Origin of the sequence: Bacillus sp. 22446 (assembly GCF_052044955.1) — a bacterium.
Taxonomy (GTDB): Bacteria; Bacillota; Bacilli; order Bacillales; family Bacillaceae; genus Bacillus; species Bacillus altitudinis.
Genome location: NZ_JBQEOD010000008.1, coordinates 93,839 through 114,664, shown reverse-complemented (window position 1 = coordinate 114,664; position 20,826 = coordinate 93,839). Strand labels below are relative to the sequence as shown.

19 protein-coding genes and 4 tRNA genes are annotated in these 20,826 nt (G+C 41.2%); 15 read left to right on the top strand and 8 right to left on the bottom strand.

Going from position 1 to position 20,826, the window contains the following annotated elements:
* Positions 1 to 11: 11 nt before the first annotated feature.
* The 6 genes from ACTJJD_RS15100 to ACTJJD_RS15075 form a co-directional block, all read right to left on the bottom strand.
* A complete protein-coding gene (locus tag ACTJJD_RS15100) occupies positions 12 to 155 on the bottom strand; it encodes a YycC family protein (protein WP_008347524.1) in 144 nt (47 codons plus the stop codon).
* 72 nt (positions 156 to 227) lie between these two features.
* Positions 228 to 962, bottom strand: coding sequence for an alpha/beta hydrolase (locus tag ACTJJD_RS15095; protein ID WP_160758315.1), 735 nt, complete (start codon positions 960 to 962; stop codon positions 228 to 230).
* 89 nt (positions 963 to 1,051) lie between these two features.
* The gene (locus ACTJJD_RS15090; protein WP_440608600.1) at positions 1,052 to 2,017 is read right to left on the bottom strand and encodes an iron-hydroxamate ABC transporter substrate-binding protein; all 966 of its coding nucleotides are present in this window, start codon (positions 2,015 to 2,017) and stop codon (positions 1,052 to 1,054) included.
* Between the two features lie 98 nt (positions 2,018 to 2,115).
* A complete protein-coding gene (locus ACTJJD_RS15085; RefSeq protein WP_440608599.1) occupies positions 2,116 to 3,741 on the bottom strand; it encodes an AraC family transcriptional regulator in 1,626 nt (541 codons plus the stop codon).
* A gap of 209 nt (positions 3,742 to 3,950) precedes the next feature.
* Positions 3,951 to 4,832 carry an alpha/beta hydrolase gene (locus ACTJJD_RS15080; RefSeq protein WP_035390120.1) on the bottom strand — a complete coding sequence of 294 codons (882 nt, stop codon included), beginning with the start codon at positions 4,830 to 4,832 and terminating at the stop codon, positions 3,951 to 3,953.
* Positions 4,833 to 5,330: 498 nt separating this feature from the next.
* Positions 5,331 to 6,188 (bottom strand): hypothetical protein, encoded by an 858-nt coding sequence (locus ACTJJD_RS15075; protein ID WP_008347513.1) that lies wholly within the window; start codon positions 6,186 to 6,188, stop codon positions 5,331 to 5,333.
* A 109-nt stretch (positions 6,189 to 6,297) separates the two neighbouring features.
* Here ACTJJD_RS15075 and ACTJJD_RS15070 point away from each other — a divergent pair, with 109 nt between their 5' ends.
* The 3 genes from ACTJJD_RS15070 (at position 6,298) to ACTJJD_RS15060 (ending at position 9,443) form a co-directional block, all read left to right on the top strand.
* Positions 6,298 to 7,254: a DUF4885 family protein gene (locus ACTJJD_RS15070; RefSeq protein WP_440608598.1), complete on the top strand. Its 957-nt coding sequence runs from the start codon at positions 6,298 to 6,300 to the stop codon at positions 7,252 to 7,254.
* 282 nt (positions 7,255 to 7,536) lie between these two features.
* Positions 7,537 to 8,901 carry a replicative DNA helicase gene (gene dnaB / locus ACTJJD_RS15065; protein ID WP_003214779.1) on the top strand — a complete coding sequence of 455 codons (1,365 nt, stop codon included), beginning with the start codon at positions 7,537 to 7,539 and terminating at the stop codon, positions 8,899 to 8,901.
* A 128-nt stretch (positions 8,902 to 9,029) separates the two neighbouring features.
* Positions 9,030 to 9,443 carry a VOC family protein gene (locus tag ACTJJD_RS15060; protein WP_008347509.1) on the top strand — a complete coding sequence of 138 codons (414 nt, stop codon included), beginning with the start codon at positions 9,030 to 9,032 and terminating at the stop codon, positions 9,441 to 9,443.
* A 32-nt stretch (positions 9,444 to 9,475) separates the two neighbouring features.
* Here the strand turns inward: ACTJJD_RS15060 and ACTJJD_RS15055 are convergent, their stop codons facing one another.
* Complete coding sequence (locus ACTJJD_RS15055) at positions 9,476 to 10,681, bottom strand: cytochrome P450 (RefSeq protein ID WP_148779908.1); 1,206 nt, start codon at positions 10,679 to 10,681, stop codon at positions 9,476 to 9,478.
* A 137-nt stretch (positions 10,682 to 10,818) separates the two neighbouring features.
* On the opposite strand from ACTJJD_RS15055, the gene ACTJJD_RS15050 reads away from it, so the two are divergent.
* The 4 genes from ACTJJD_RS15050 to ACTJJD_RS15035 all read left to right on the top strand — a co-directional run bounded on the left by ACTJJD_RS15050 (position 10,819) and on the right by ACTJJD_RS15035 (position 14,402).
* Positions 10,819 to 11,400 (top strand): TetR/AcrR family transcriptional regulator, encoded by a 582-nt coding sequence (locus tag ACTJJD_RS15050; protein ID WP_304414256.1) that lies wholly within the window; start codon positions 10,819 to 10,821, stop codon positions 11,398 to 11,400.
* Between the two features lie 216 nt (positions 11,401 to 11,616).
* Complete coding sequence (locus tag ACTJJD_RS15045) at positions 11,617 to 12,912, top strand: adenylosuccinate synthase (RefSeq protein ID WP_007497400.1); 1,296 nt, start codon at positions 11,617 to 11,619, stop codon at positions 12,910 to 12,912.
* A gap of 131 nt (positions 12,913 to 13,043) precedes the next feature.
* Positions 13,044 to 14,177 (top strand): DUF418 domain-containing protein, encoded by a 1,134-nt coding sequence (locus ACTJJD_RS15040; RefSeq protein ID WP_241511662.1) that lies wholly within the window; start codon positions 13,044 to 13,046, stop codon positions 14,175 to 14,177.
* Positions 14,178 to 14,192: 15 nt separating this feature from the next.
* Positions 14,193 to 14,402, top strand: coding sequence for a hypothetical protein (locus ACTJJD_RS15035; RefSeq protein ID WP_024718463.1), 210 nt, complete (start codon positions 14,193 to 14,195; stop codon positions 14,400 to 14,402).
* 30 nt (positions 14,403 to 14,432) lie between these two features.
* Here ACTJJD_RS15035 and ACTJJD_RS15030 read toward each other — a convergent pair whose 3' ends face one another.
* Positions 14,433 to 14,957, bottom strand: a complete 525-nt coding sequence (locus ACTJJD_RS15030) for a peroxiredoxin family protein (RefSeq protein ID WP_039170410.1) — start codon at positions 14,955 to 14,957, stop codon at positions 14,433 to 14,435.
* Positions 14,958 to 15,291: 334 nt separating this feature from the next.
* Between ACTJJD_RS15030 and ACTJJD_RS15025 the strand changes: the two genes are divergently transcribed.
* The 8 genes from ACTJJD_RS15025 (at position 15,292) to ACTJJD_RS14990 (ending at position 20,822) form a co-directional block, all read left to right on the top strand.
* Positions 15,292 to 15,367, top strand: a tRNA-Lys gene (locus ACTJJD_RS15025).
* 6 nt (positions 15,368 to 15,373) lie between these two features.
* Positions 15,374 to 15,445 (top strand) — tRNA-Glu (locus ACTJJD_RS15020).
* Positions 15,446 to 15,526: 81 nt separating this feature from the next.
* Positions 15,527 to 15,603 (top strand) — tRNA-Asp (locus tag ACTJJD_RS15015).
* A 26-nt stretch (positions 15,604 to 15,629) separates the two neighbouring features.
* Positions 15,630 to 15,702 (top strand) — tRNA-Phe (locus ACTJJD_RS15010).
* A 347-nt stretch (positions 15,703 to 16,049) separates the two neighbouring features.
* Positions 16,050 to 16,757: a response regulator YycF gene (gene yycF / locus ACTJJD_RS15005; RefSeq protein ID WP_017359978.1), complete on the top strand. Its 708-nt coding sequence runs from the start codon at positions 16,050 to 16,052 to the stop codon at positions 16,755 to 16,757.
* A 7-nt stretch (positions 16,758 to 16,764) separates the two neighbouring features.
* On the top strand, positions 16,765 to 18,603 hold the full coding sequence (walK, locus tag ACTJJD_RS15000) for a cell wall metabolism sensor histidine kinase WalK (RefSeq protein WP_007497390.1): 1,839 nt from the start codon (positions 16,765 to 16,767) through the stop codon (positions 18,601 to 18,603).
* Positions 18,593 to 19,972, top strand: a complete 1,380-nt coding sequence (gene yycH, locus ACTJJD_RS14995) for a two-component system activity regulator YycH (protein ID WP_060781600.1) — start codon at positions 18,593 to 18,595, stop codon at positions 19,970 to 19,972. Before walK ends, yycH begins: the two co-directional genes overlap by 11 nt.
* Complete coding sequence (locus tag ACTJJD_RS14990) at positions 19,959 to 20,822, top strand: two-component system regulatory protein YycI (RefSeq protein WP_024718467.1); 864 nt, start codon at positions 19,959 to 19,961, stop codon at positions 20,820 to 20,822. Before yycH ends, ACTJJD_RS14990 begins: the two co-directional genes overlap by 14 nt.
* Positions 20,823 to 20,826: the final 4 nt, after the last annotated feature.

The window sequence follows — 20,826 nt, the reverse complement described above, 5'->3', positions numbered from 1 at the left end:
CCTTTATTTCTTTAAGAACGATCTTTCTTCTGTTCAAGCTCCGCTAATTTAGCTAATAAGATGTGCTGCGGCATATGCATGATTTGCTCTAACGGTACATTGAGTGATGCAGCAAGCTTTTGTGCGGTATCGGCTGAGATTTGTAAAGGTCTCATGCGCAAATCCCTCCTCTTTCAATCTATACGTTCCAATATACCATATCGACTTTGTGACTTGCTGATAAAAAATTAAGGTTTTCTTTTATAAAACCACTTGATGGCCGATAAGAAATTTTTTTGAAATTGTTTCAGATGGTGGCCCTCTCCTTGTTCAATGTGAAAGTGAAGCTTTCGTTCCTGCATCCCTTTCTGTAATAAATGATCATGGAGTTGTTTGTTGAATAAAGGCATGTGCTGTTGGACAGATGTTTTGCCTTTCCCTTCTTCACTGCCTACAGACAAATAGACAAGGTGGTCCGCAGACTGAATGCTTTGTTGTTTAGCAAACGGCAGAAAATCTTGATACCAAAATGATCCAGAGATAGATGCGATGTTTTTAAAAAGAGCAGGGTACATCAATAAAGTATAAATTGCAAATAGCCCACCTAATGAAGCACCTATGTGACTATGTTCATGACCGGTCTGTTTGACTGGGTATTCTCTTTTGATATATGGAAGCAAGTCATTTGCTAAAAATGACACATATGTCTGTGCCTCACCTTTAAAGTCAGGGAATCCAGAACGCAGTGATGATGCTTTCCATGGTGTATATTCGTCAAGTCGATTGAATGGGTGTATACCGACGATGATGATTGGCGAGATGGTTTTGGCTTCAATCATGCTTTCGATCTCTAGCAGGTGGGTTCTAAACAAAGAAGAGCCATCTTGTACAAAGACAGCTGGAACATCAATAGAGGTGTCCGGTGGAAGGTAAATATCAAGCTGCCGCCCGTTCAATTCGTCATATAGAAACGTTCCGTTCATGTGTATTCTCTCCTTCAAGTTTTCAAGCTCTGCTGAAAAGAAGAACAAAGGGCTAAAATGTTTAGCCCTTTGTCAAGATGCGCATCTTTTTAGTTGGTTTGATCTAGCCATTTGACAGCCTGATCAAGGAAGGTGGTTTTGCTTAGTGCTGTTCCTCCCTGAAGCATAGGATCAACGACATTTTCATTGATGTGTCCATTTTTCACAGCTTTTAGGCTGTTCCAAATTTTATTTCCCTCTAAGTCCTTCAATGCATTTGGATTCGATGAGTTTTCCTCTTGGGAGAACTGAACAAAGATATAATCAGGATTGAGTTCGCCTAGGCGTTCCAATGAAATCATTGCTTGTGCTTTGGCTTTTTTGATATCACTTGGTGCTGTAAACCCTAAGTCCCCATATAAAGTAGAGTTGAAGTATACGTCTTCAGGGTACACGTACAGGTCGCCCTGTCTAATGCGTAAAATGACAGCTGTTTTGTTGTTGCTTTTGTCTTTCAGGGTTTCTTTCGCTTGTTTGAGATCTTTCTGATAATCAGAAATGATGCTTTTCGCTTCTTCACTTTTTCCAGTCAGTTCACCGAGTAATAAAAGGTTGCTTTCCCAGTCGGAAGAGACATGTGATACTGGGATCGTCGTTTGGATTTTATCTAGTTTTTTAATTGTTGCAGGCGGGAACTTGGTTGATCCGAGTATCACGTCTGGCTTTAGTTTTAAGATTTTTTCTAGATTCGGTTCTGTTTTTTCCCCAATGCCTTCTGTTTTTGCTGTAATGTCTTTAAATAATTCAGGGAAAGTGCCGCCGACAGTAGAAGCACCAATAGGGTCGATACCAAGTAGTTTTGCATCTTCCATCGATTCTAGGCTTCCAGCAATGACGATTCGTTTCACTGGTGTTTTCAGTTTGTACGTTTGATCTAAGTATTTGATGTTTGTTTCTGCTACTTCAGCTGACTTGCTTTTGGTTGTGTTTGAAGCCGGTTTATTTTCTGCAGCACCACAGGCTGCTGCGATGATCGTCATGATACAAAGGATAAGCAATGCGAACCATTTTTTCATTTGTTTTCTCCTTTAACTGATAATTGTTCTCAATTAAAGATTGTAGTAGTCATTCGTCCTTTTATCCATAGACAATGATCTGTCTAGTGATGGACTTTTTACGGAAAAAAAGATAAAAGGTCCTGAATGACTCGTTGATGACTGGCTGCTGTGTATTCACGCCAAGGGTCAGAAGCGAGTGGATAGACGGCTTGTTGCGTCACAGCCTTGAGATTTTGCCAAGCCTCCTGTTGCTTTAACTTTTGATAAAAAGCAAGGGTTTTTGGTTCTTTATGCAACAAAAGGAAGATGGCATCTGGGTCTAACTGCTGTATAGAGTGAATGCTGATTTTTTTTTCGATGAGCTGGCCATCATTCTGAAAAGCTGGCAGAAGGCCAATGTCATGAAATATTACTTCTGACATGGTGCGATTGACAGATAAGTAGAGCTGATCTTGAAAGATACGAAGAGGCAGGACGGTTCTTGGTGGATGATCAATAACGCATTCCTTTTTCGCTTGATTAACGAGTTCTTCGTAATGAAGCAGCCATTCTTCTGCTTCCCTCGTTTCGTTTAAGAACAGAGCTGTTTGTCTGAATTGAGTGCGCCAATCCAATTGTGTGAATGGAGCAAAGTGCACAGGACAGATGGTTTTCAACACTTGTTTTTCTTCCTCTGTCACATGATCATTGGCAATGATCAGCTCAGGTTGTGCTTCCTTTAATTGCTGTAAATTGGCTTCAGCGTGCTCGTTGATACGATGTGCACTCAGATGAATCGGAATTTCTTCTGCATAATGCTCAAAATCATGTGCTGTCCATTTAGGGTGAAGAGGGGCAGCATATGGGATGATATGAATGGGTGTGAGCTGCCCGAGTATGGAATGACCATAGGCAGCCATTTTCCGTTGACGGCTTTTCATATAAGCAGAAGGAGTGATACCCGTTTTTTTCTTAAAGATGCGGCTAAAGTAATAGGGGTCTTGATAGCCGATGTCCTGTGCAATGTCTTTGAGCTTTGCATGACCTTTCGCCATGAACTGTTTGGCTCTAGCCATTCTTTTCTTGGTGATATAATCAGTGACACTCACATCAAAATGCTTTTTAAATAGCTCGCTGTAATGATTGGCGCTGATACCAGCCATATGAGATAGACTTGTAAGGCTGAGAGGTTCTTCGGAATGTTGATCGATATATTGTTTTGTTTTGAAAAGGGCGTGTGTTGTGTCACAAATGTCTTCTTTATGCAGTGTGAAAAGCTGCAGAATGAGCTGTTGAAAAAGGGTTTGGCTTCTAAAAAAGCTAATGGATTCAGGTTTTTGCCATTCTGCTGTCATGTCGGACAGTAAAGAATGAATGTGTTCAATCGAGCTAATATCGATAAATTGCCATACATTCAGTAAAGAGCGGGCATGTTCAGTTGATACTTCTTCTATGTTTTGACCTTGCGGCGTGTACATCTGAAAGCGAAACAGGTAGAGCTCGTGTTTTTGATAAGGCTCTGTTTTCAACATAAATGTTTCCCCAGGCATCATCGTATAGAGTGTCAGATTTTTCAATCGCCATCTTTGATCATTCAATGTAAGTAAACCGCTGCCGCTTATGTTAAAGAGGAGGCAGAAAGTATCTGACAACTGCTGCTCCGTATGTGGAAGATCTGCATTATTTATTTTTTCAGTATATGTTAATCGATAAATGCATTGTTCAGCATTTACCTTTGTACATAATTGATGATTGTTTCCCATAAAACCACCTGATCTCTTATTAATTGATAAACATTCTCAATTGAATTGTATCAGAAAGAGCTGGAAAATGGTGTGTTTATTCTGTCAAAAAAGCACCCTGATGGAGATCAGGGTGCGTAGGGTATAGAGAAATACTTGCATTCGTTGTCCGTCCTGCGCCTGTGATAAGGGCAATCTTTTGAGATAGATCACTATATTTCGTGTGTTCACTAGCTTTTTTTCATGTCTGTGGTTGTTAAAGGATCATCATGATAGAGTGCAAAACGAAAAGCATAATTCATCAGCACCGGCAAAACGGACGTATGTCCTTCTTCAGGGAACTCGTGATAGGCAGTATGCAAGCCGTATGACGATAAAGGCAACATACGATTTGCTAGTGAATTGGCATGATCATTCATTTGACATGGATGATGTTTTTCTAACTCACCTACACCTACAAGCAGCCTGACATCCATAGGCACCTGACGTATATAGTTGGTGAATTGGTGTTCTTTTTCTAGAAATAATTTTTTGTTCCAGTGGATAGAAGGGCTCCCTGCAATATATGTCTGATAAGCATCAGGGTGCTCAAATAGTGTGTGTAATACAAAAAGACCGCCAAGAGAATGCCCAAACAGTGTTTGACGACTTTGGTTGATCGGAAAGCGTTGTTCGATATAGGGCTTTACCGTCATTTCTAAAAAAGAAAAGAAAGTAGAAGCGCCGCCATATGTATGGTTGGAGAAGTCCTTTCTTTTCCTCCCAATGGAAGCATCAGGGGCGGTAAGAGTGAGATCATAATGCCTAAGCGGATGATAGGATTCTTCTGTTTGATAGCCAATTCCAACAATGATTGCAGGTATGATTCCTGTTTTTTCAGGTCTTCTTGACTGTAAACGAATGGCTTCGACCATTGTGCCAAAAAGCGAATTTCCATCAAGTACGTACATGACTGGAAAACCAGCCGCTGGAGGAGTAGCATTCGGTTTAAATATAAAAAGTCTGTATGGGTGTGCTGTGATATCCAGTTGCTCCGTCCCAGGTATAAAAAAGGGGCGGCTTTCTCCGAAAAGTGAATTCTCAGTACCCATTCCTTCAGGGTGTTTCAACATATATAAAAATTCCCTTCCTCAAAATGATCCTCATATGGTGATAAAAGCAGACTTGTGAATATTGGTTGGATGAGAGTATTACTTGAAAACTTCAAATGAAAATGATTCTCAATTATCATGTGAGCAAACCAAATAATAATAGTTATTAATTATAAAGTCAAATGTTCATAAAGTTATGTAAATGTTAATTTCGCCCAATTCATTGATGCGGCCTGCTCTGCTTCTATATTTTGCGTCGGCAGCCGGTCATCGAGAAGTTCCGCCATACCAAGCACCGTCCTTTCATACAAAAATACACTACTCTTCTTTTTAACATTTTCATTCATAACAAAATGAAATGGTCAGTCGGGGTTCTGCTAGAGAGCGTGTTGAAAGAGGAGGGGCTGTTTTAAAAGTGGCGAAATAACATATAACATCAAAAATGAGGCAATAAAAAAAGTAAGGGATGTGCCCTTACTTTTTGATCAATTGGTGTACATATCTGTTAACATCATTCACTTAAAATCCATCTGTGACATCATATTCGTAACGGATATCGGCTTTGACATTGCTCATAGTAGATCTCGCCGTAGCTTTTGCGTTGTACTTAAAGCTCCATTTTTGAGCGACTCTTAATTGATCATCCAGAGATATACGATAAGAACCACTTGTTGCAGAGGAGAAAAGTGATTGATACCAAATGTTACTATCACTAGCCATCAGTTTGTGTGTGACATTCCCTTGGTTGGGCGTTTGAGTGCTAGTTGTCGTAATCGATTTGACAATTGCACTTTTAGGAATAGAAGAATTGTTCGTTAAATCCATTGTAATGACAGAAGAATCAACCCCTAAAAAATTTAAAGAAGAATTCCCCAAGTTTGTAGCTGTCCCCGTAAAATTGAATGTCCCATTTCCAGATTTGATACGATCTTGAATGGAAACAGAAAAATACATGTCTCCGGTATATGTACCACGGGTTACTTTCACAAAATAAGTTTCTGAAGTTGAAGTCACGTCACCAGTATTTGCAAAAATAAAGGGTGTTACTGAATCAGGATTAATTACTTCTGTTTTCGCATCAGAATATTTTGAGTTATAAACCTCGATTTTCATCCCAGTATATTGCTTATTATACGAACTTCTGACATAAACTCTTTCACCTTTATTGATCGTAAACTGATAATACGCTTCATTTTCACCTTCAGGTAAGATTGTCGTGTCTGAACGACTATTTTTCCAATATCCCATTGAACTTGCAGTGTTAGGACTGTTATTCCCGGTAATTGCTGCTTCCGCTGACTTAGGTGCAAAAAAACTAGTAACAAGCGCCAATAATAATGCTGGTAATAATAAACGTTTAAAGATAGTATTTGTCATATATTAACCCTCCTTGTAATAATTACTATATCGACATTAAACTAACAAATTTTAACTGAATTGCCGATATATTTAATAATCACTATTTTCTTAAAAAAGGAGAATCAAAATGAATATTAATACGTCATATACAGCCAGTTCTTCGAACAATCTGAACCAAATAGATTCTAAAGGTCAATCAGCTATTAAAAGTACAAATGAAGTGATGACCGAATCTGATAGACGGATGAAAATATTAGATGAAAAATACGAAAAAATAAATGAACAAAACAAACGATTCAAAGATCCTCATGGTCATATATTTGATAAGTATCGAAATCCATACTCTCCTTATTTCAGAAGTGACCTAACCAAACCAGAAAGAGATGCTGCTTACTCTATGGAAATTGGTTGGGCTAACCATGGGAGAGGAGGGTATTATAATTTTAATGATGCCGCCTTCCGTAATGAAAATCGGTACGACCCTACCCAAGAAAGTGTAGAAAAGAAACTATTGAATCGCCAAAAGGTGAACGAACAACTGCAAGCTTTGTTTTCTACCAATGGTTTGAACATTCCTAAAAACGCCAATTTAACTTTTACCATTGATCCAAATCATTTCAAATTAGTGGTGAGCGGATCAACTGATGAATCATTGATCAAACAAATAGAAGACATATTAAATACAAGCAACAATACAAGAGAACTATTTTTCCATATTATGAAAAGTAGAAATGATGATTCGACTCAATTCACGCCGGATTCACTTGCAAAGTTCCACCTTGTCAATCAAATCAAAACGGTGACAGGCTACGACTTAAAAGATTTAAGCATTGTAAACGGTCAATTTGTAACGGATACCGGAGCGAACATCTTTGATATCTACAAAGAAGAACTTCTGAAAAATCCATACACAGCAGAAAATGCCCGTATTGCTGCATCACATTATGGTGCACAACTCTTTGACTTAGCCAAGAACGGATTTGATTCTATTCCCGATTTGGTGCTATCTATTGGTTATCAAAATGGCTCCTTACAAGACATTGGACAAAAGGTGAATTACGGAGTTAAGAAAACGATAGATTAAAAAACGCACCTGATATTTGCAAGGTTTGATCATGTGCGTGTTCATGCCATGTTGGAGTATCGATCACATGTGTGAACAACAGCTACAAATTCCATTAGCGATACAAAGGACTCTATAACAATTTATGTTACAGAGTCTTTTCTATTTGAAGTGTGATGTTTCGCTGTTCAATGAAACAACCACATGGTAATTTTGACTATAGTTGATGTTTTTCACTTTTTTATTGATGAAAATGTTAAAATGATGAGTAGCGTATTTTTTTATGAAAGGACGGTGCTTGGCATGACGGAACTTCTCGATGACCGGCTGCCGCCGCAAAATATAGAAGCCGAGCAGGCCGTATTAGGTGCTGTTTTTTTAGAACCATCTGCGCTAACGCTCGCTTCTGAAGTATTAATTCCAGAGGATTTCTATAGAATGTCGCATCAAAAGATTTACAATGCGATGCTTGTACTTGGTGATAGAGGGGAACCGGTTGACCTTGTCACGGTGACATCAGAACTTGCCAATACAGACTTACTAGAAGAGGTAGGCGGGATTTCGTATTTAACCGATATTGCGAACTCTGTCCCAACTGCCGCAAACATTGAATATTATGCAAAAATCGTGGAAGAAAAATCTATTTTAAGACGTCTGATCCGTACAGCAACAACCATTGCACAGGATGGATATACGCGTGAGGATGAAGTAGAAGATCTATTGAGTGATGCTGAAAAAACCATTATGGAAGTGGCTCAGCGTAAAAACTCAGGAGCTTTCCAAAACATTAAAGACGTTCTTGTTCAGACATATGATAATATTGAACAGCTTCATAATCGAAAAGGTGATATCACTGGGATTCCAACGGGTTTCTCAGAGCTTGACCGCATGACAGCTGGCTTCCAGCGAAATGACTTGATTATTGTAGCGGCTCGTCCGTCCGTAGGGAAAACAGCCTTTGCGTTAAATATTGCACAAAACGTCGCGACCAAGACAGATGAAAGTGTCGCCATCTTTAGTTTAGAGATGGGCGCTGAGCAGCTGGTCATGCGTATGCTTTGTGCCGAGGGAAATATCAATGCACAAAACCTAAGAACCGGTAACCTCACAGAAGAGGACTGGGGTAAGCTGACAATGGCGATGGGTTCGCTATCAAACAGTGGGATTTTCATTGATGATACACCTGGCATTAGAGTCAGTGAAATTCGCTCGAAATGCCGCCGTTTGAAGCAAGAAAACGGGCTTGGCATGATCCTGATTGACTACTTACAGCTCATCCAAGGGAGTGGACGATCAAGCGATAACCGTCAGCAAGAGGTATCTGAAATTTCTAGGGCTTTAAAGTCACTAGCAAGAGAACTTGAAGTGCCGGTCATTGCCTTATCACAGCTTTCTCGTGGGGTAGAGCAGCGTCAGGACAAACGTCCGATGATGTCTGATATTCGTGAATCAGGAAGTATTGAGCAGGATGCCGATATTGTGGCGTTCCTTTATCGTGATGATTACTATGACAAAGAATCAGAGAATAAGAACATTATTGAAATTATTATTGCGAAACAGCGTAACGGTCCAGTTGGAACGGTATCACTGGCTTTCGTGAAAGAATATAACAAATTCGTCAACTTAGAAAGAAGATTTGACGATGCGGGTGTTCCGCCCGGTGCTTAAAGCCCAGCTCAAGAAGCTGGGCTTTTTTGATCCATCTACATCGAAAGAATGACTGAAAAACATTCGAAATGAGGAGGAGAGACAGAAATACAGATCGTATACTAAAGGGAGAAAAGGAGTGATGACTGATGAAGTTTCAACAATTCGAAGCCGCTCAATTACGCATCGCACGTCCGACCGTCAACATGAAAGAGGTTGTTTCTTTTTATGAAGAAGGTTTAGGGCTGAAACGAATTGGCTCATTTGATCAGCATGAAGGGTATGATGGGGTCATGCTTGGGCTTCCTCACCAGCATGTTCATCTGGAAATCACCAAACATGAAGAAGACGAAAGCTTGCCTGTTCCCCACCCAGAGCAGCTGCTTGTATTCTATATTCCGAATGAAGAAGAATTTCAGCAGATGAAAAAGAGACTGATCGCATTTGGTGGACGGCATGTCACCTCTACGAACCCGTACTGGGATCGAGGAGGCGTGACGATTGAAGATCCAGATGGATATCGAGTGGTGCTCATGAATACAGAAGGAATTACACCTGATTAAGAAAGACTCCCATCTCGTGGGAGCCTTTTTTGTTAGGAACGAGGCGTGACACGGAGCTTCAGTTCTTTTAGTCCATACATACCGCTGCTTGTCATTGGGACGTAAGAGAGAAGCTCTAGTGATTCATATCGTGACTGTATGGCTTTGATGGCAGTGCAGGCTTCTAGGCGAGCAAGTGGTGCGCCTAGGCAGAAATGAATGCCGTGGCCGAAGCCAATATGAGGATTAGGGTGCCTGTGTATATCGTACTCATGTGCGTTTGGAAATTGACGCTCATCCCGGTTCGCAGAAGCAAGAAAGACAATCACACTGTCTCCCTTTTTCAAGACTTTCCCTCCAAGTTCGGTGTCTTCTGTGACATACCGGACAATTGTAGGCGCAGGGGCACGAAAACGGACAGCCTCCTCCACAGCTCGAGGAATGAGGTCAGGTGATTGAGCGAGCGCTTCATACGACCCCGGATTTTCTAACAAACTAAAGATCATATTGGAGATCAGGTTGGTGGTCGTTTCGTTGCCTGCTAACAGGAGAAGATTGCAGAAAGGAATTAATTCGTCTGCGGACAGCTTATCTCCATCTTCCTCCGCTTGGATTAAAAGCGAAATCAAATCCTCACTAAGGTTCTGCCGCTTCTCTTCAATGATGTCAGCAAAAAACGCCATCATGTCCGCTTCGCTTTGATCCCGTGTTTTTTGCCATTCAACGACATCTTTTTCATGTTCACTTTTAGGCATGCTGACGAGGATATCGGACCATTCTTTAAAGGATTGTTTATGTTCTGTTGGCACACCTAAAAGCTCTGCAATGACTATCACAGGAAGCGGATAGGAGATGTCTTGAACAAGATCAATCTCTTCCTTACCTTCTATTTGTCCAATGAGATCATCCATTAACTCTTGAATGCGTGGTTCCCACAATTTCATCACCCGGGGTGTAAAAGCTTTGCTCACAATGGAACGGATTCGTGTATGTTTTGGCGGGTCCATCATGACCATTGTTTTCATCAGTGAATGTTTCCGGTGGTCTTGAGGAGGTTGACTAGAAAAGGTATCTTTATCGATGGTGACGCGCTTTGCTTCTTCATAGGTGAAGACACTCCATGTTTGGCTGTGTTCATCAAAATGAACAGGAGATTCTTGACGCATTTTGGCGTACCAATCAAATGGGTGATACGGGTCCTGCTTATTTTTCCCTCTTAATAACGCTTTTTGAACGGCACTAGGTGTTGTTGTTTCCATGATCATCACTCCTTATGGGTTGTCAGATGATTCCTTTTTTTTACTGTGTTAGATTTAAAGGTAATTCATCAGGAGAAAGGATTCAACCAACAGAAAAGCGAAATCTGTTGAAGAAAATGGGAAGGGGAGAGCGGCTTGTGGCGGACTGCTACAGAGGGGATAAGCGCGCAACTGAATCAAAGCAACAATTAAGAAAAGCATTATTTCAGTTATTAAAGGAGAAGGAATGGGGGAAGATTTCTGTACAAGATTTGACGAACAAGGCAGGGATCCATCGCACAACCTTCTATCAGCATTATGAGGATAAGTTTGACTTAGCTCAGCAGGTCATGGATGAGATGTTTGATGTCATGAAAACCGCTATTTTTGCTCCTGTACATGAAAATGAGTGGAAGAGCGACCATGCAGCATATGTGTATATTTATCGCTTTTATCAGCATTTGCAGGAACATGAAGAGGAGTATCAGATTCTCTTGAAAAGGGGAAAAGAGCTTAATATTCATCAGACGGCCAGTGCTTTTTTTGAAGAAAGCTTTACTTTGGGGCTCGAAGAAGTTACAGGTTCACCACCTGATCCACAACACGTTCCTCTCGAAATGCAGAAGCAATTTGTCATTTCTGCTTATGTTGGAACAGCTGAGTGGTGGCTGAGAAAAGGTAGACCATATTCACCCGACTTTATGGCAAGTTCGATGATTCAATTGATTGAAAATCACTGAACAAACGGAAATGAGAAAAACAGTAATTTTGATCGAAATCTTCTTGTTTAAGCGTAGAATGAGCAATTAAAGCGCTTTTCCTCACATGTAAAACGAACAAAATTTGATTTCGAGATATTAATGTTCGGATTTCACGTTGACTTTTTCATTGTCCATTGATAAAATAAATGTGTTTGAAAGAGATAACGTTTTGAAAGGTTAACGGAGGTGCACGATATGTCTTCAGTAGTCGTAGTAGGTACGCAGTGGGGTGACGAAGGGAAAGGGAAAATTACCGATTTCCTTTCAGAAAATGCAGAGGTGATTGCCCGTTATCAAGGGGGAAACAATGCAGGTCACACAATCAAATTTGATGGAGTGACTTACAAGCTACACCTCATTCCGTCCGGTATTTTTTACAAAGAGAAAACTTGTGTCATCGGTAATGGAATGGTGGTTGATCCTAAAGCGTTGGTCACTGAGCTTGCGTATCTTCACGAACGGAATGTGAGTACAGATAACCTCAGAATCAGCAATAGAGCCCATGTCATTCTGCCTTATCACTTAAAATTGGACGAGGTAGAAGAAGAGCGGAAAGGGGCTAACAAGATCGGTACGACGAAAAAAGGAATCGGACCAGCTTATATGGACAAAGCTGCCCGCGTCGGAATCCGTATCGCAGATTTATTAGATCGTGAAGTATTTGAAGAGAAGCTTGCCCGTAATCTAGAAGAGAAAAATCGTCTTTTAGAGAAAATGTACGACACAGAAGGCTTCAAAATTGAAGATATTTTAGATGAGTATTATGAATATGGTCAGCAAGTGAAAAAATATGTCGTGGACACATCTGTTGTATTGAACGATGCTCTAGATGAAGGCCGCCGTGTTCTTTTTGAAGGGGCACAAGGCGTTATGCTTGATATCGATCAAGGAACATATCCGTTCGTGACGTCATCTAACCCAGTGGCTGGAGGCGTGACGATTGGTTCTGGTGTAGGTCCTACGAAAATTCAACATGTGGTCGGCGTATCAAAAGCTTACACAACTCGTGTAGGTGATGGCCCATTCCCGACAGAACTCCATGATGAAATTGGCGATCAAATCCGTGAAGTTGGCCGTGAATACGGTACGACAACTGGCCGCCCGCGCCGTGTTGGTTGGTTTGACAGTGTTGTTGTCCGTCATGCACGCCGTGTGAGCGGAATTACAGATTTATCTCTTAACTCCATCGATGTACTGACAGGGATTGAGAAATTGAAAATCTGTGTCGCTTATAAATTGAACGGAGAAATCACTGAAGAATTCCCAGCAAGTCTAAATGAATTAGCGAAATGTGAACCTGTCTACGAAGAAATGCCAGGTTGGACAGAGGATATTACAGGTGTGAAGAATTTAAGTGAACTGCCTGCAAATGCCCGTCATTACTTAGAGCGCATTTCACAATTAACAGGTATTCCACTTTCTATTTTCTCAGTCGGACCAGACCGTTCCCAAACGAACGTTGTCCGCAGCGTGTACCGTCCATCATTATAGACTGATCAGACACCAGTAAAATCACACATTTTACTGGTGTTTTTTTGTTTAAATATTCCTTAATTTCTACGGAACGCTCTTCCTGTCATTACCAAAATATGATAACTGTATAAAAGGGAAGGAGCGTTCTAGTGAAAGAAAGAATACGATTATTAGATATTTTACGAGGTTTTGCGATATTAGGCACATTGGGTACAAACGTCTGGTTTTTTGCATACGCAGGGGATACCTTTGCGACAGATCAAATTGCGGATGAATATGAAAATGGCAGTTTTCTTGAAAGTCTTGTCTCTATGTTCGTTTATGGCAAAATGCTATCGCTGCTCACAATCATGTTTGGCGTAGGGCTAGAGCTGAAATACCAGCAGGCGAAAAGAAAAAATATGACTTGGCCGGGTACATATTTATGGATTCTTTTATTTTTATTTATTGAAGGCTTTGTCCATTTTGCGCTAGTGATGGAATATGATGTGCTCATGAGTTACGCCATCACGGGTTTGCTTGTGGCGTTTATTGTCCGTGGAGGAAGTCGGCGCATCAAAAAAGGCATGATTGTCTCGGGTGTCATTCATTTGTTGGTGACGGCTTTTCTCGTTGTATTTTCTTTCTCTGAATTGGAAAATGAATCCTATGACGAGAGCAGTGAACCAGCGTACGAAGAACAACTGCCGGAGACATGGATATCTCAAGTTCAAGACCGATTACAGCACTTTTTGATGTACCGAGAAGAAGCGATCTTTATTATCCCAATGAATACCTTTTTGTTTTTATTAGGTGTGCGGATGATGAGAGCCGGTGTATTTTATGCAAATGAGCGTGGGCAAACTCTACGGAAAACATTGTTCCGAATGGGTTTGTGGATTGGACTGCCGCTGAATGCGCTCGTCTTTGTACCAAATGACATAGTGGAATTCGTGGTGCGCTATGTGTTTTCGCCATTCCTCTCTATTTTCTATATTGCTGTCGTGGCGAAGCTTCTAGCACGCACGGAGTCATGGTTCATGTGGACTTGGTTTGAATATGTAGGGAAAATGGCGCTTAGCTGCTATATCCTGCAAAATGTCATCTGCTCGATCCTTTTTTACAGCTGGGGATTGGGTCTTGGCGGTCAAATCAACGCCCCCCTTATCGTCTTGTCATGGTTGTTGATCTCTCTGCTGCAAATCGCCATTTCAGCCCTTTGCTTACACGTCTGGCGTATTGGGCCAATGGAGTATATCAGATCACGGGCACTTCGCCGTGTGACAATGAAGAAAGCATCTTAAAGGGGAATAGATACAATGTTTTTCAAAAAAACGACGAAAAGAGAACAAGCCAATGCACAAAAAGCAGCAGGATCGGCGTTTGTTTTTTATCTTCTAGCATTAGGAGGACATGCGTCTTACGCTTTTTTTCAAGGTGAGAGTACACCTGTGACTTTTGTGATTTTAATGACAGGTCTTCTTGTGTTTTTCACCGCAGATTGGCTATACAACAAAAAACATTCATAAAAAAGAAGCCCTCTGATGAGAGCTTCTTTTTTATTTTAGGCTTTTATATTGGCCTTTTAAATTTTTACGAATGTATTGAATGATTTTGCGCAGTTCGTTGGCGTGCGGTCTGCCAAATGGACTTGTTTGTCTTTGTTGATAGAGGACTTGGCCTTTTTCATTTAATAAGAAGTAGGCGGGTTCTCCGTGCACCCCATGATCTTCATATGGGGCATCTTCCCCGTGATAGAAGACTTCATAGGCTTTCAATGATGTGAGGTCTTGGTCAGACATGATGGGGAAAGAAAGTCCCTCTTTGTCTGCAAATTCTTTCAAGTCTTCAGGATTATCCGTTGAGATCGTCATTAAGTGAATATCCTTTTCTTGAAAATAGGATTGCTGTTTTTCCAGCTCTTTTAATTCTTCGACACATACTGGGCACCATGATCCTCTAAAGAAAACGATAAGGTGCCAGCTTTGATGCTCCTCTAAATGTTTGTAAAACTCAATGTGATCGCCCTGCACTGTTGGCAGTGAAAAATCGGGCATTTTGTCTCCTAATTTAAATGAACTCATCCTATGCTTCCTCCTTTTTCAATCACCATGCTGTTTGTTTCTTGTATAACCAATATTGGTCGGAATCAAACGTTTCTGTGTGCTGGATTGGGCAATAGCCATTGATTGAATGAAGGCGCTTTCGGATTTAGGCGATGTAACATAAGATATCAAATCCGACACTTTTTTTAAAAAAATGTCGAAAAACGTATTGCCATATGTAATTACTCTATGATATTATAAATCTCGTTGTTGCAAAGGTCTCTGAAACTTGTTAGGATGCGATGTTCCAGCTTTTTTAAAGCGATTGGTTTGACGCAGTACAACTTCTTCAGAATTACTTTTCACAAACCGAGAGCCATTAGCTCAGTTGGTAGAGCATCTGACTTTTAATCAGAGGGTCGAAGGTTCGAGTCCTTCATGGCTCACCATGTTTTGGCCCGTTGGTCAAGCGGTTAAGACACCGCCCTTTCACGGCGGTAACACGGGTTCGAATCCCGTACGGGTCATTGATTTACTTTAGCGTTAAGCTAATTTTTCCTCACTTGCTTGAAGGAGCACCACGATTGCTTTTTCGGGCAAGTTACTGAGGTCCGGTAGTTCAGTTGGTTAGAATGCCTGCCTGTCACGCAGGAGGTCGCGGGTTCGAGTCCCGTCCGGACCGCCATTTATACAWATKMATCTTTTGAYGATGGCTCGGTAGCTCAGTTGGTAGAGCAACGGACTGAAAATCCGTGTGTCGGCGGTTCGATTCCGTCCCGAGCCACTTCCAAACGCATCTGCAATCGCAGGTGCGTTTTTATTATGAAAAGAAGGCATAAAAAGGGAGAAGCCGGACCTAGGTAGGGCCCGGCTCCATAAGAAGAAGACGTTACATGTATATAGACGTTTGGTGACTGGAAAAGTTTCAATAAAAAAGGAAAAAGTCATCAAATCTTTTGGGTGAAGTTCTTCTATCCAACGTTTACTAGCAAAGAAAGCCGTTATTATTTTTATCTTTGCCTCTTAAAACGTTATAATAGACAGTGAGCCTTTTTTTCGTAAATGAAGAAGGCGTAATGAGACATGCAAAATGGAATGACATAGATGCTAAAAATGCAGGAGGAAATCACAATGGAAAAAAAGATTCTTGTCGTAGATGATGAAAAGCCGATTGCGGATATATTGGAATTTAACTTAAGAAAAGAGGGCTACGAGGTTCATTGTGCGTATGACGGAAATGAAGCCCTTGAAATGGTAGAAGAAATTAAGCCAGACATTATTTTGCTCGACATTATGCTGCCGAACAAAGATGGCGTTGAAGTATGCCGTGAAGTGAGAAAGAAATATGACATGCCGATTATCATGCTGACAGCAAAAGACTCTGAAATCGATAAAGTCATTGGTCTTGAGCTTGGTGCAGACGATTATGTCACAAAGCCATTCAGTACACGCGAGCTGCTTGCACGTGTAAAAGCAAATTTAAGAAGACAGACGGCTGCTCCGCAATCAGAGGAAGAATCTGAATCAAATGATATCGAGATTGGTTCACTTGTGATCTACCCAGATGCGTATGTCGTGTCTAAGCGTGACGAAACGATTGAGCTAACGCATCGTGAGTTCGAATTGCTTCATTACTTAGCGAAACATATTGGACAAGTCATGACACGTGAGCACTTACTGCAAACGGTTTGGGGCTACGATTACTTCGGGGATGTCCGTACAGTAGACGTGACAGTCCGCCGTCTTCGTGAAAAAATTGAAGACAACCCTAGCCACCCGAGCTGGATCGTAACAAGACGAGGCGTCGGCTATTATTTAAGAAACCCAGAGCAGGACTAAGATTCTTATGAGTAAAGTAGGTTTTTTTCGCTCGATTCACTTTAAATTGACCTTGATTTATGTGCTGCTGATCATTGTCGCCATGCAGATCATTGGCGTGTACTTTGTGAAGCAGCTAGAGCAGTCCTTAATTAATTCCTATGATAATTCCTTGAATCAGCGAATCTACTCGTTATCGTATTACCTAGAACAAGATTCATCGAAAAGCAAGGCAGAATTAAAAGAGGATGCTCAAAAGATATTAAACGATTTTAACAACAAAGATGAGTCTAATGAAATTTCTGAAGTCAGCTATATTGACGAAAGCAGAGAGGTCATTGCCTCTGTGAATAACGGCAGTCAAGAGATTGCCGGGAAGAAAATCACAGATCAAATCATTAGCCGTATTTTCGCGGTTGGCAAAGACTACGAGAAAAAATTCTATGACCCAGAATCGAATAAACGAGTCCGCATATCAGCGACAGCCGTGAAAAATGAGAATCAAGAAACCGTTGGTGTCATTTATGTGGTCTCATCCATGGAAAGTGTTTTTAACCAAATGCGAACGATCAACACCATTTTGGCGACGGGTACACTCATCGCACTTGGGACGACCGCTCTACTTGGTATATTCATATTCAGAACCATTACACACCCAATTTCGGATATGAGAAAGCAAGCGATCGAGCTCGCCAAAGGGAACTTTTCCAGAAAGGTTCGGAAGTATGGACATGATGAGATTGGTCAGCTAGCGACGACATTTAACCATTTGACGAGAGAGCTGGAGGAAGCGCAGCTGATGACAGAGGGTGAGAGGAAAAAGCTTTCTTCTGTTATCGCCTATATGACCGATGGCGTCATTGCCACAAATCAAAATGGGGCCATTATTCTATTAAACAGCCCGGCACTAGAACTTTTGAATGTTTCACGTGAAACAGCTCTAGAGATGCCGATTACATCCTTGCTTGGCTTAGAAGAAACTCATACATTTGAAGATTTAGTCGAAAATCAAGACTCCATGCTGCTAGAAATTGAACGTGAAGATCAGCTGTCTGTTTTGCGTGTGAATTTCTCAGTGATTCAGAAAGAGCATGGGAAAATTGATGGTTTAATTGCAGTCATTTATGACGTAACCGAGCAGGAAAAAATTGATGCGGAACGTCGTGAATTCGTGGCGAACGTATCGCATGAGCTACGCACACCGCTTACGACAATGCGAAGCTATCTTGAGGCACTCGCTGAAGGTGCGATTGGTGATAAAGAGCTTGCGCCAAGGTTCCTCAGTGTCACGCAAAATGAAACAGAGCGCATGATTAGACTTGTGAATGACCTGCTCCAGCTGTCTAAGTTCGACAGCAAGGATTATCAATTCAATCGTGAGTGGACGAATTTTATCAGGTTTATCTCGCTCGTCATTGATCGTTTTGAAATGACGAAGGAGCAGCATGTCGATTTCATCCGCAACTTGCCGCAGCGTGAAATATATGTGGAAATTGATCAAGATAAAATCACTCAGGTGCTCGATAATATCATTTCCAATGCTATGAAATACTCGCCAGAGGGTGGACACATTACGTTCACTGTCGATTTGGATGAGGAGCAAGGTCTTGTGTTATTCAGTGTCAAAGATGAAGGAATCGGTATTCCGAAGAAGGATATGGATAAAATCTTTGAACGTTTTTATCGAGTGGATAAGGCAAGAACAAGAAAACTTGGCGGAACCGGCCTAGGTCTTGCGATTGCAAAAGAAATGGTTCAGGCTCATGGCGGAGATATTTGGGCTGACAGCATTGAAGGAAAAGGAACAACGGTAACCTTTACCCTTCCGTACAATGAAGAACAAGAGGATGATTGGGATGAAGCGTGAGACCTTTAAAACCATTATATTGACAATCCTAATTGCGATCAGTCTTGTGTTTACGTGGAATATTTGGATGTTCCAGCCCGTCATGCAGGATCAGGCGGATGCCGGCACACAGGTCGTGGAAACGAAGAAGATTTCAAGCGACGAGCCTCGGAGTCTCATTGATGTCGTGAAGCCGCGTGAGATGTTCATCCATTCCAATGGAGAGCATTTCAAAGTGGATCAAAAGGAACTCTTCCAAAACTTTTGGAATGATGTGAGCCTGTGGGATGTCAAAGAGATTACTGATGTGTCGGACCAATATTCCGAGCAGAAATTTAAGAATTTCTTCTATGGACGCGAGGGGCAAGGCAAAACATTGGATCTTGTGTTCAATGATCCGATTCCGATTGATATTTTCCAAGCGCTGTTTAAATGGCCGAATAAATCCATTGAATACAACTCGTTTGACCGGATGATTGTGCCGTTCGCTCAGCCGGATAAGGCCAATAAGAAAGTTTATTTGGTTTCATACAGCAAGGAATCGGTGCTTGAGCTAACGATTGAATCTGCCAACTATCGTAATTTGATGGATAGTATTGCAGCCGCTCAAAACGAGATGCCGCGCTATGATCTTTATACTTTCTCTACAAATTCAAAACGAGATTTCCTTCTGCCGCAGAAGCAAAAGCAGCTTGAAGCGAAAATGTTCTTTATCGAAACGATTAAGACAAGCAAATTCAAGGACGCTTTGTTTACAGACCCAAGTCTAGTTGGGGAGGAGTCTAATTTAAACCGGACGGTGTATACAGATGGAACGAGTCGTCTTGAAGCAAATCAAAAAGACCACCGCATCCAATATCAGCATCGTAATATCAATTCTAGTACCGTATTCCAAACGGGAGATTTGATCAAGCGAAGCGTGAAGTATTTCAATGATACCGGAAGTTTTACCGATAATTATCAATACTTCGGCATTAACAGCAACCAGCAGCTGTCCTTTAATATGTTTATGGATGGACTGCCGATCGTCAACAGCACAAAACATCCATTTGGTATGACATCACTTGAAGTGCAATGGGCGAATGATGACATCTTGAGTTATAAGCGTCCAAACTACATTCTCGGCAACAAAGCGAGTCAGAGTGAACAGGTCAAACTGATGAATGGGACAGAGCTGAAAAACTTGATCATCAAGCAGACGAAGTATGATGATTTAGAGAAAATTGAACAGATTTTCCCTGCCTATCAAGCGACATCCACGGCATCAGATCAAGATCAAGCGATGTTTGTTTGGCTAGAGCCAGTATGGTGTATGAAATATAACGGAAAAACCGTCATTTTATCGAATGATTTGCTGACAGAGGGGAGCGAGAATCATGGAGTGGAATAAGACCAAAACGATCTTTATCCTAGCCTTTCTCGTTCTCGATATCTTTCTAGGTTTTCAATACTTTGAAAAGCGATCGACCGATCATTTTGCGATTATCGAAAAAACAGATACGCTGGAAGAAATGAAGGCAGACGGAATCAAATATGGCAATCTATCAGATGAAGCGAAGATTGGATACCGCATTACAGCTGAGAAAAAGCAATATACGAAAAAGGATGTCGACGGATTAGCTGATCAAAAGACGAAAAGCACATTCCCGAAAACCGAGAAAGATGATCCTGTCACCCTGCTTGAAATGACCTTCAATAAACCAGTTGCATTGCCGAAAAAAGATATGAAAACAGCAGCGACCAATCTTGTGAGCCAGCGTTTACTGGATGGTAAGAATTATAAGCTCTGGAGCATCGATGAAGAAACAGGTGAAATCGTCTTTTTCCAAACGTATAAAGGAAAATACATCTTCCAAGAAGGTCTTGATGACACCGAAACTATTGGGAAGATCACATTGGATGTGAACGATCAAAACGAGGTCGTCTCGTATCGGCAGTCGATGGTGACATCGATTAATGAAGTGAGAAAAGAAACCCTTGTCCCAGCGCTTGAAACGGTGAAGGACTTATATACACAAAATATGCTGAGCCAAAACACGACAGTGAAAAAAGTGGAGCTTGGCTACTACACGCAATACCCAGGTGCAAGCACTCAAGTCATGGTTCCTGTATGGCGAGTAGAGATTGAAGGCGTGGCAACTGGTTCAAAGAAAAAGACAGAAGAAGAATATTTGATCAATGCCATTGATGGCTCAACACTTGATCATATAGAGAAAGAAGACAAATCTTCATTGGAGTGAGAGA

What these genes read in the sequence shown, in the direction of transcription:
- ACTJJD_RS15100 (WP_008347524.1), bottom strand. Translation starts at nt 155, where the DNA reads ATGAGACCTTTACAAATCTCAGCCGATACCGCACAAAAGCTTGCTGCA.
- ACTJJD_RS15095 (WP_160758315.1), bottom strand. Translation starts at nt 962, where the DNA reads ATGAACGGAACGTTTCTATATGACGAATTGAACGGGCGGCAGCTTGAT.
- ACTJJD_RS15090 (WP_440608600.1), bottom strand. Translation starts at nt 2,017, where the DNA reads ATGAAAAAATGGTTCGCATTGCTTATCCTTTGTATCATGACGATCATC.
- ACTJJD_RS15085 (WP_440608599.1), bottom strand. Translation starts at nt 3,741, where the DNA reads ATGGGAAACAATCATCAATTATGTACAAAGGTAAATGCTGAACAATGC.
- ACTJJD_RS15080 (WP_035390120.1), bottom strand. Translation starts at nt 4,832, where the DNA reads ATGTTGAAACACCCTGAAGGAATGGGTACTGAGAATTCACTTTTCGGA.
- ACTJJD_RS15075 (WP_008347513.1), bottom strand. Translation starts at nt 6,188, where the DNA reads ATGACAAATACTATCTTTAAACGTTTATTATTACCAGCATTATTATTG.
- ACTJJD_RS15070 (WP_440608598.1), top strand. Translation starts at nt 6,298, where the DNA reads ATGAATATTAATACGTCATATACAGCCAGTTCTTCGAACAATCTGAAC.
- dnaB (WP_003214779.1), top strand. Translation starts at nt 7,537, where the DNA reads ATGACGGAACTTCTCGATGACCGGCTGCCGCCGCAAAATATAGAAGCC.
- ACTJJD_RS15060 (WP_008347509.1), top strand. Translation starts at nt 9,030, where the DNA reads ATGAAGTTTCAACAATTCGAAGCCGCTCAATTACGCATCGCACGTCCG.
- ACTJJD_RS15055 (WP_148779908.1), bottom strand. Translation starts at nt 10,681, where the DNA reads ATGGAAACAACAACACCTAGTGCCGTTCAAAAAGCGTTATTAAGAGGG.
- ACTJJD_RS15045 (WP_007497400.1), top strand. Translation starts at nt 11,617, where the DNA reads ATGTCTTCAGTAGTCGTAGTAGGTACGCAGTGGGGTGACGAAGGGAAA.
- ACTJJD_RS15035 (WP_024718463.1), top strand. Translation starts at nt 14,193, where the DNA reads ATGTTTTTCAAAAAAACGACGAAAAGAGAACAAGCCAATGCACAAAAA.
- ACTJJD_RS15030 (WP_039170410.1), bottom strand. Translation starts at nt 14,957, where the DNA reads ATGAGTTCATTTAAATTAGGAGACAAAATGCCCGATTTTTCACTGCCA.
- yycF (WP_017359978.1), top strand. Translation starts at nt 16,050, where the DNA reads ATGGAAAAAAAGATTCTTGTCGTAGATGATGAAAAGCCGATTGCGGAT.
- walK (WP_007497390.1), top strand. Translation starts at nt 16,765, where the DNA reads ATGAGTAAAGTAGGTTTTTTTCGCTCGATTCACTTTAAATTGACCTTG.
- yycH (WP_060781600.1), top strand. Translation starts at nt 18,593, where the DNA reads ATGAAGCGTGAGACCTTTAAAACCATTATATTGACAATCCTAATTGCG.
- ACTJJD_RS14990 (WP_024718467.1), top strand. Translation starts at nt 19,959, where the DNA reads ATGGAGTGGAATAAGACCAAAACGATCTTTATCCTAGCCTTTCTCGTT.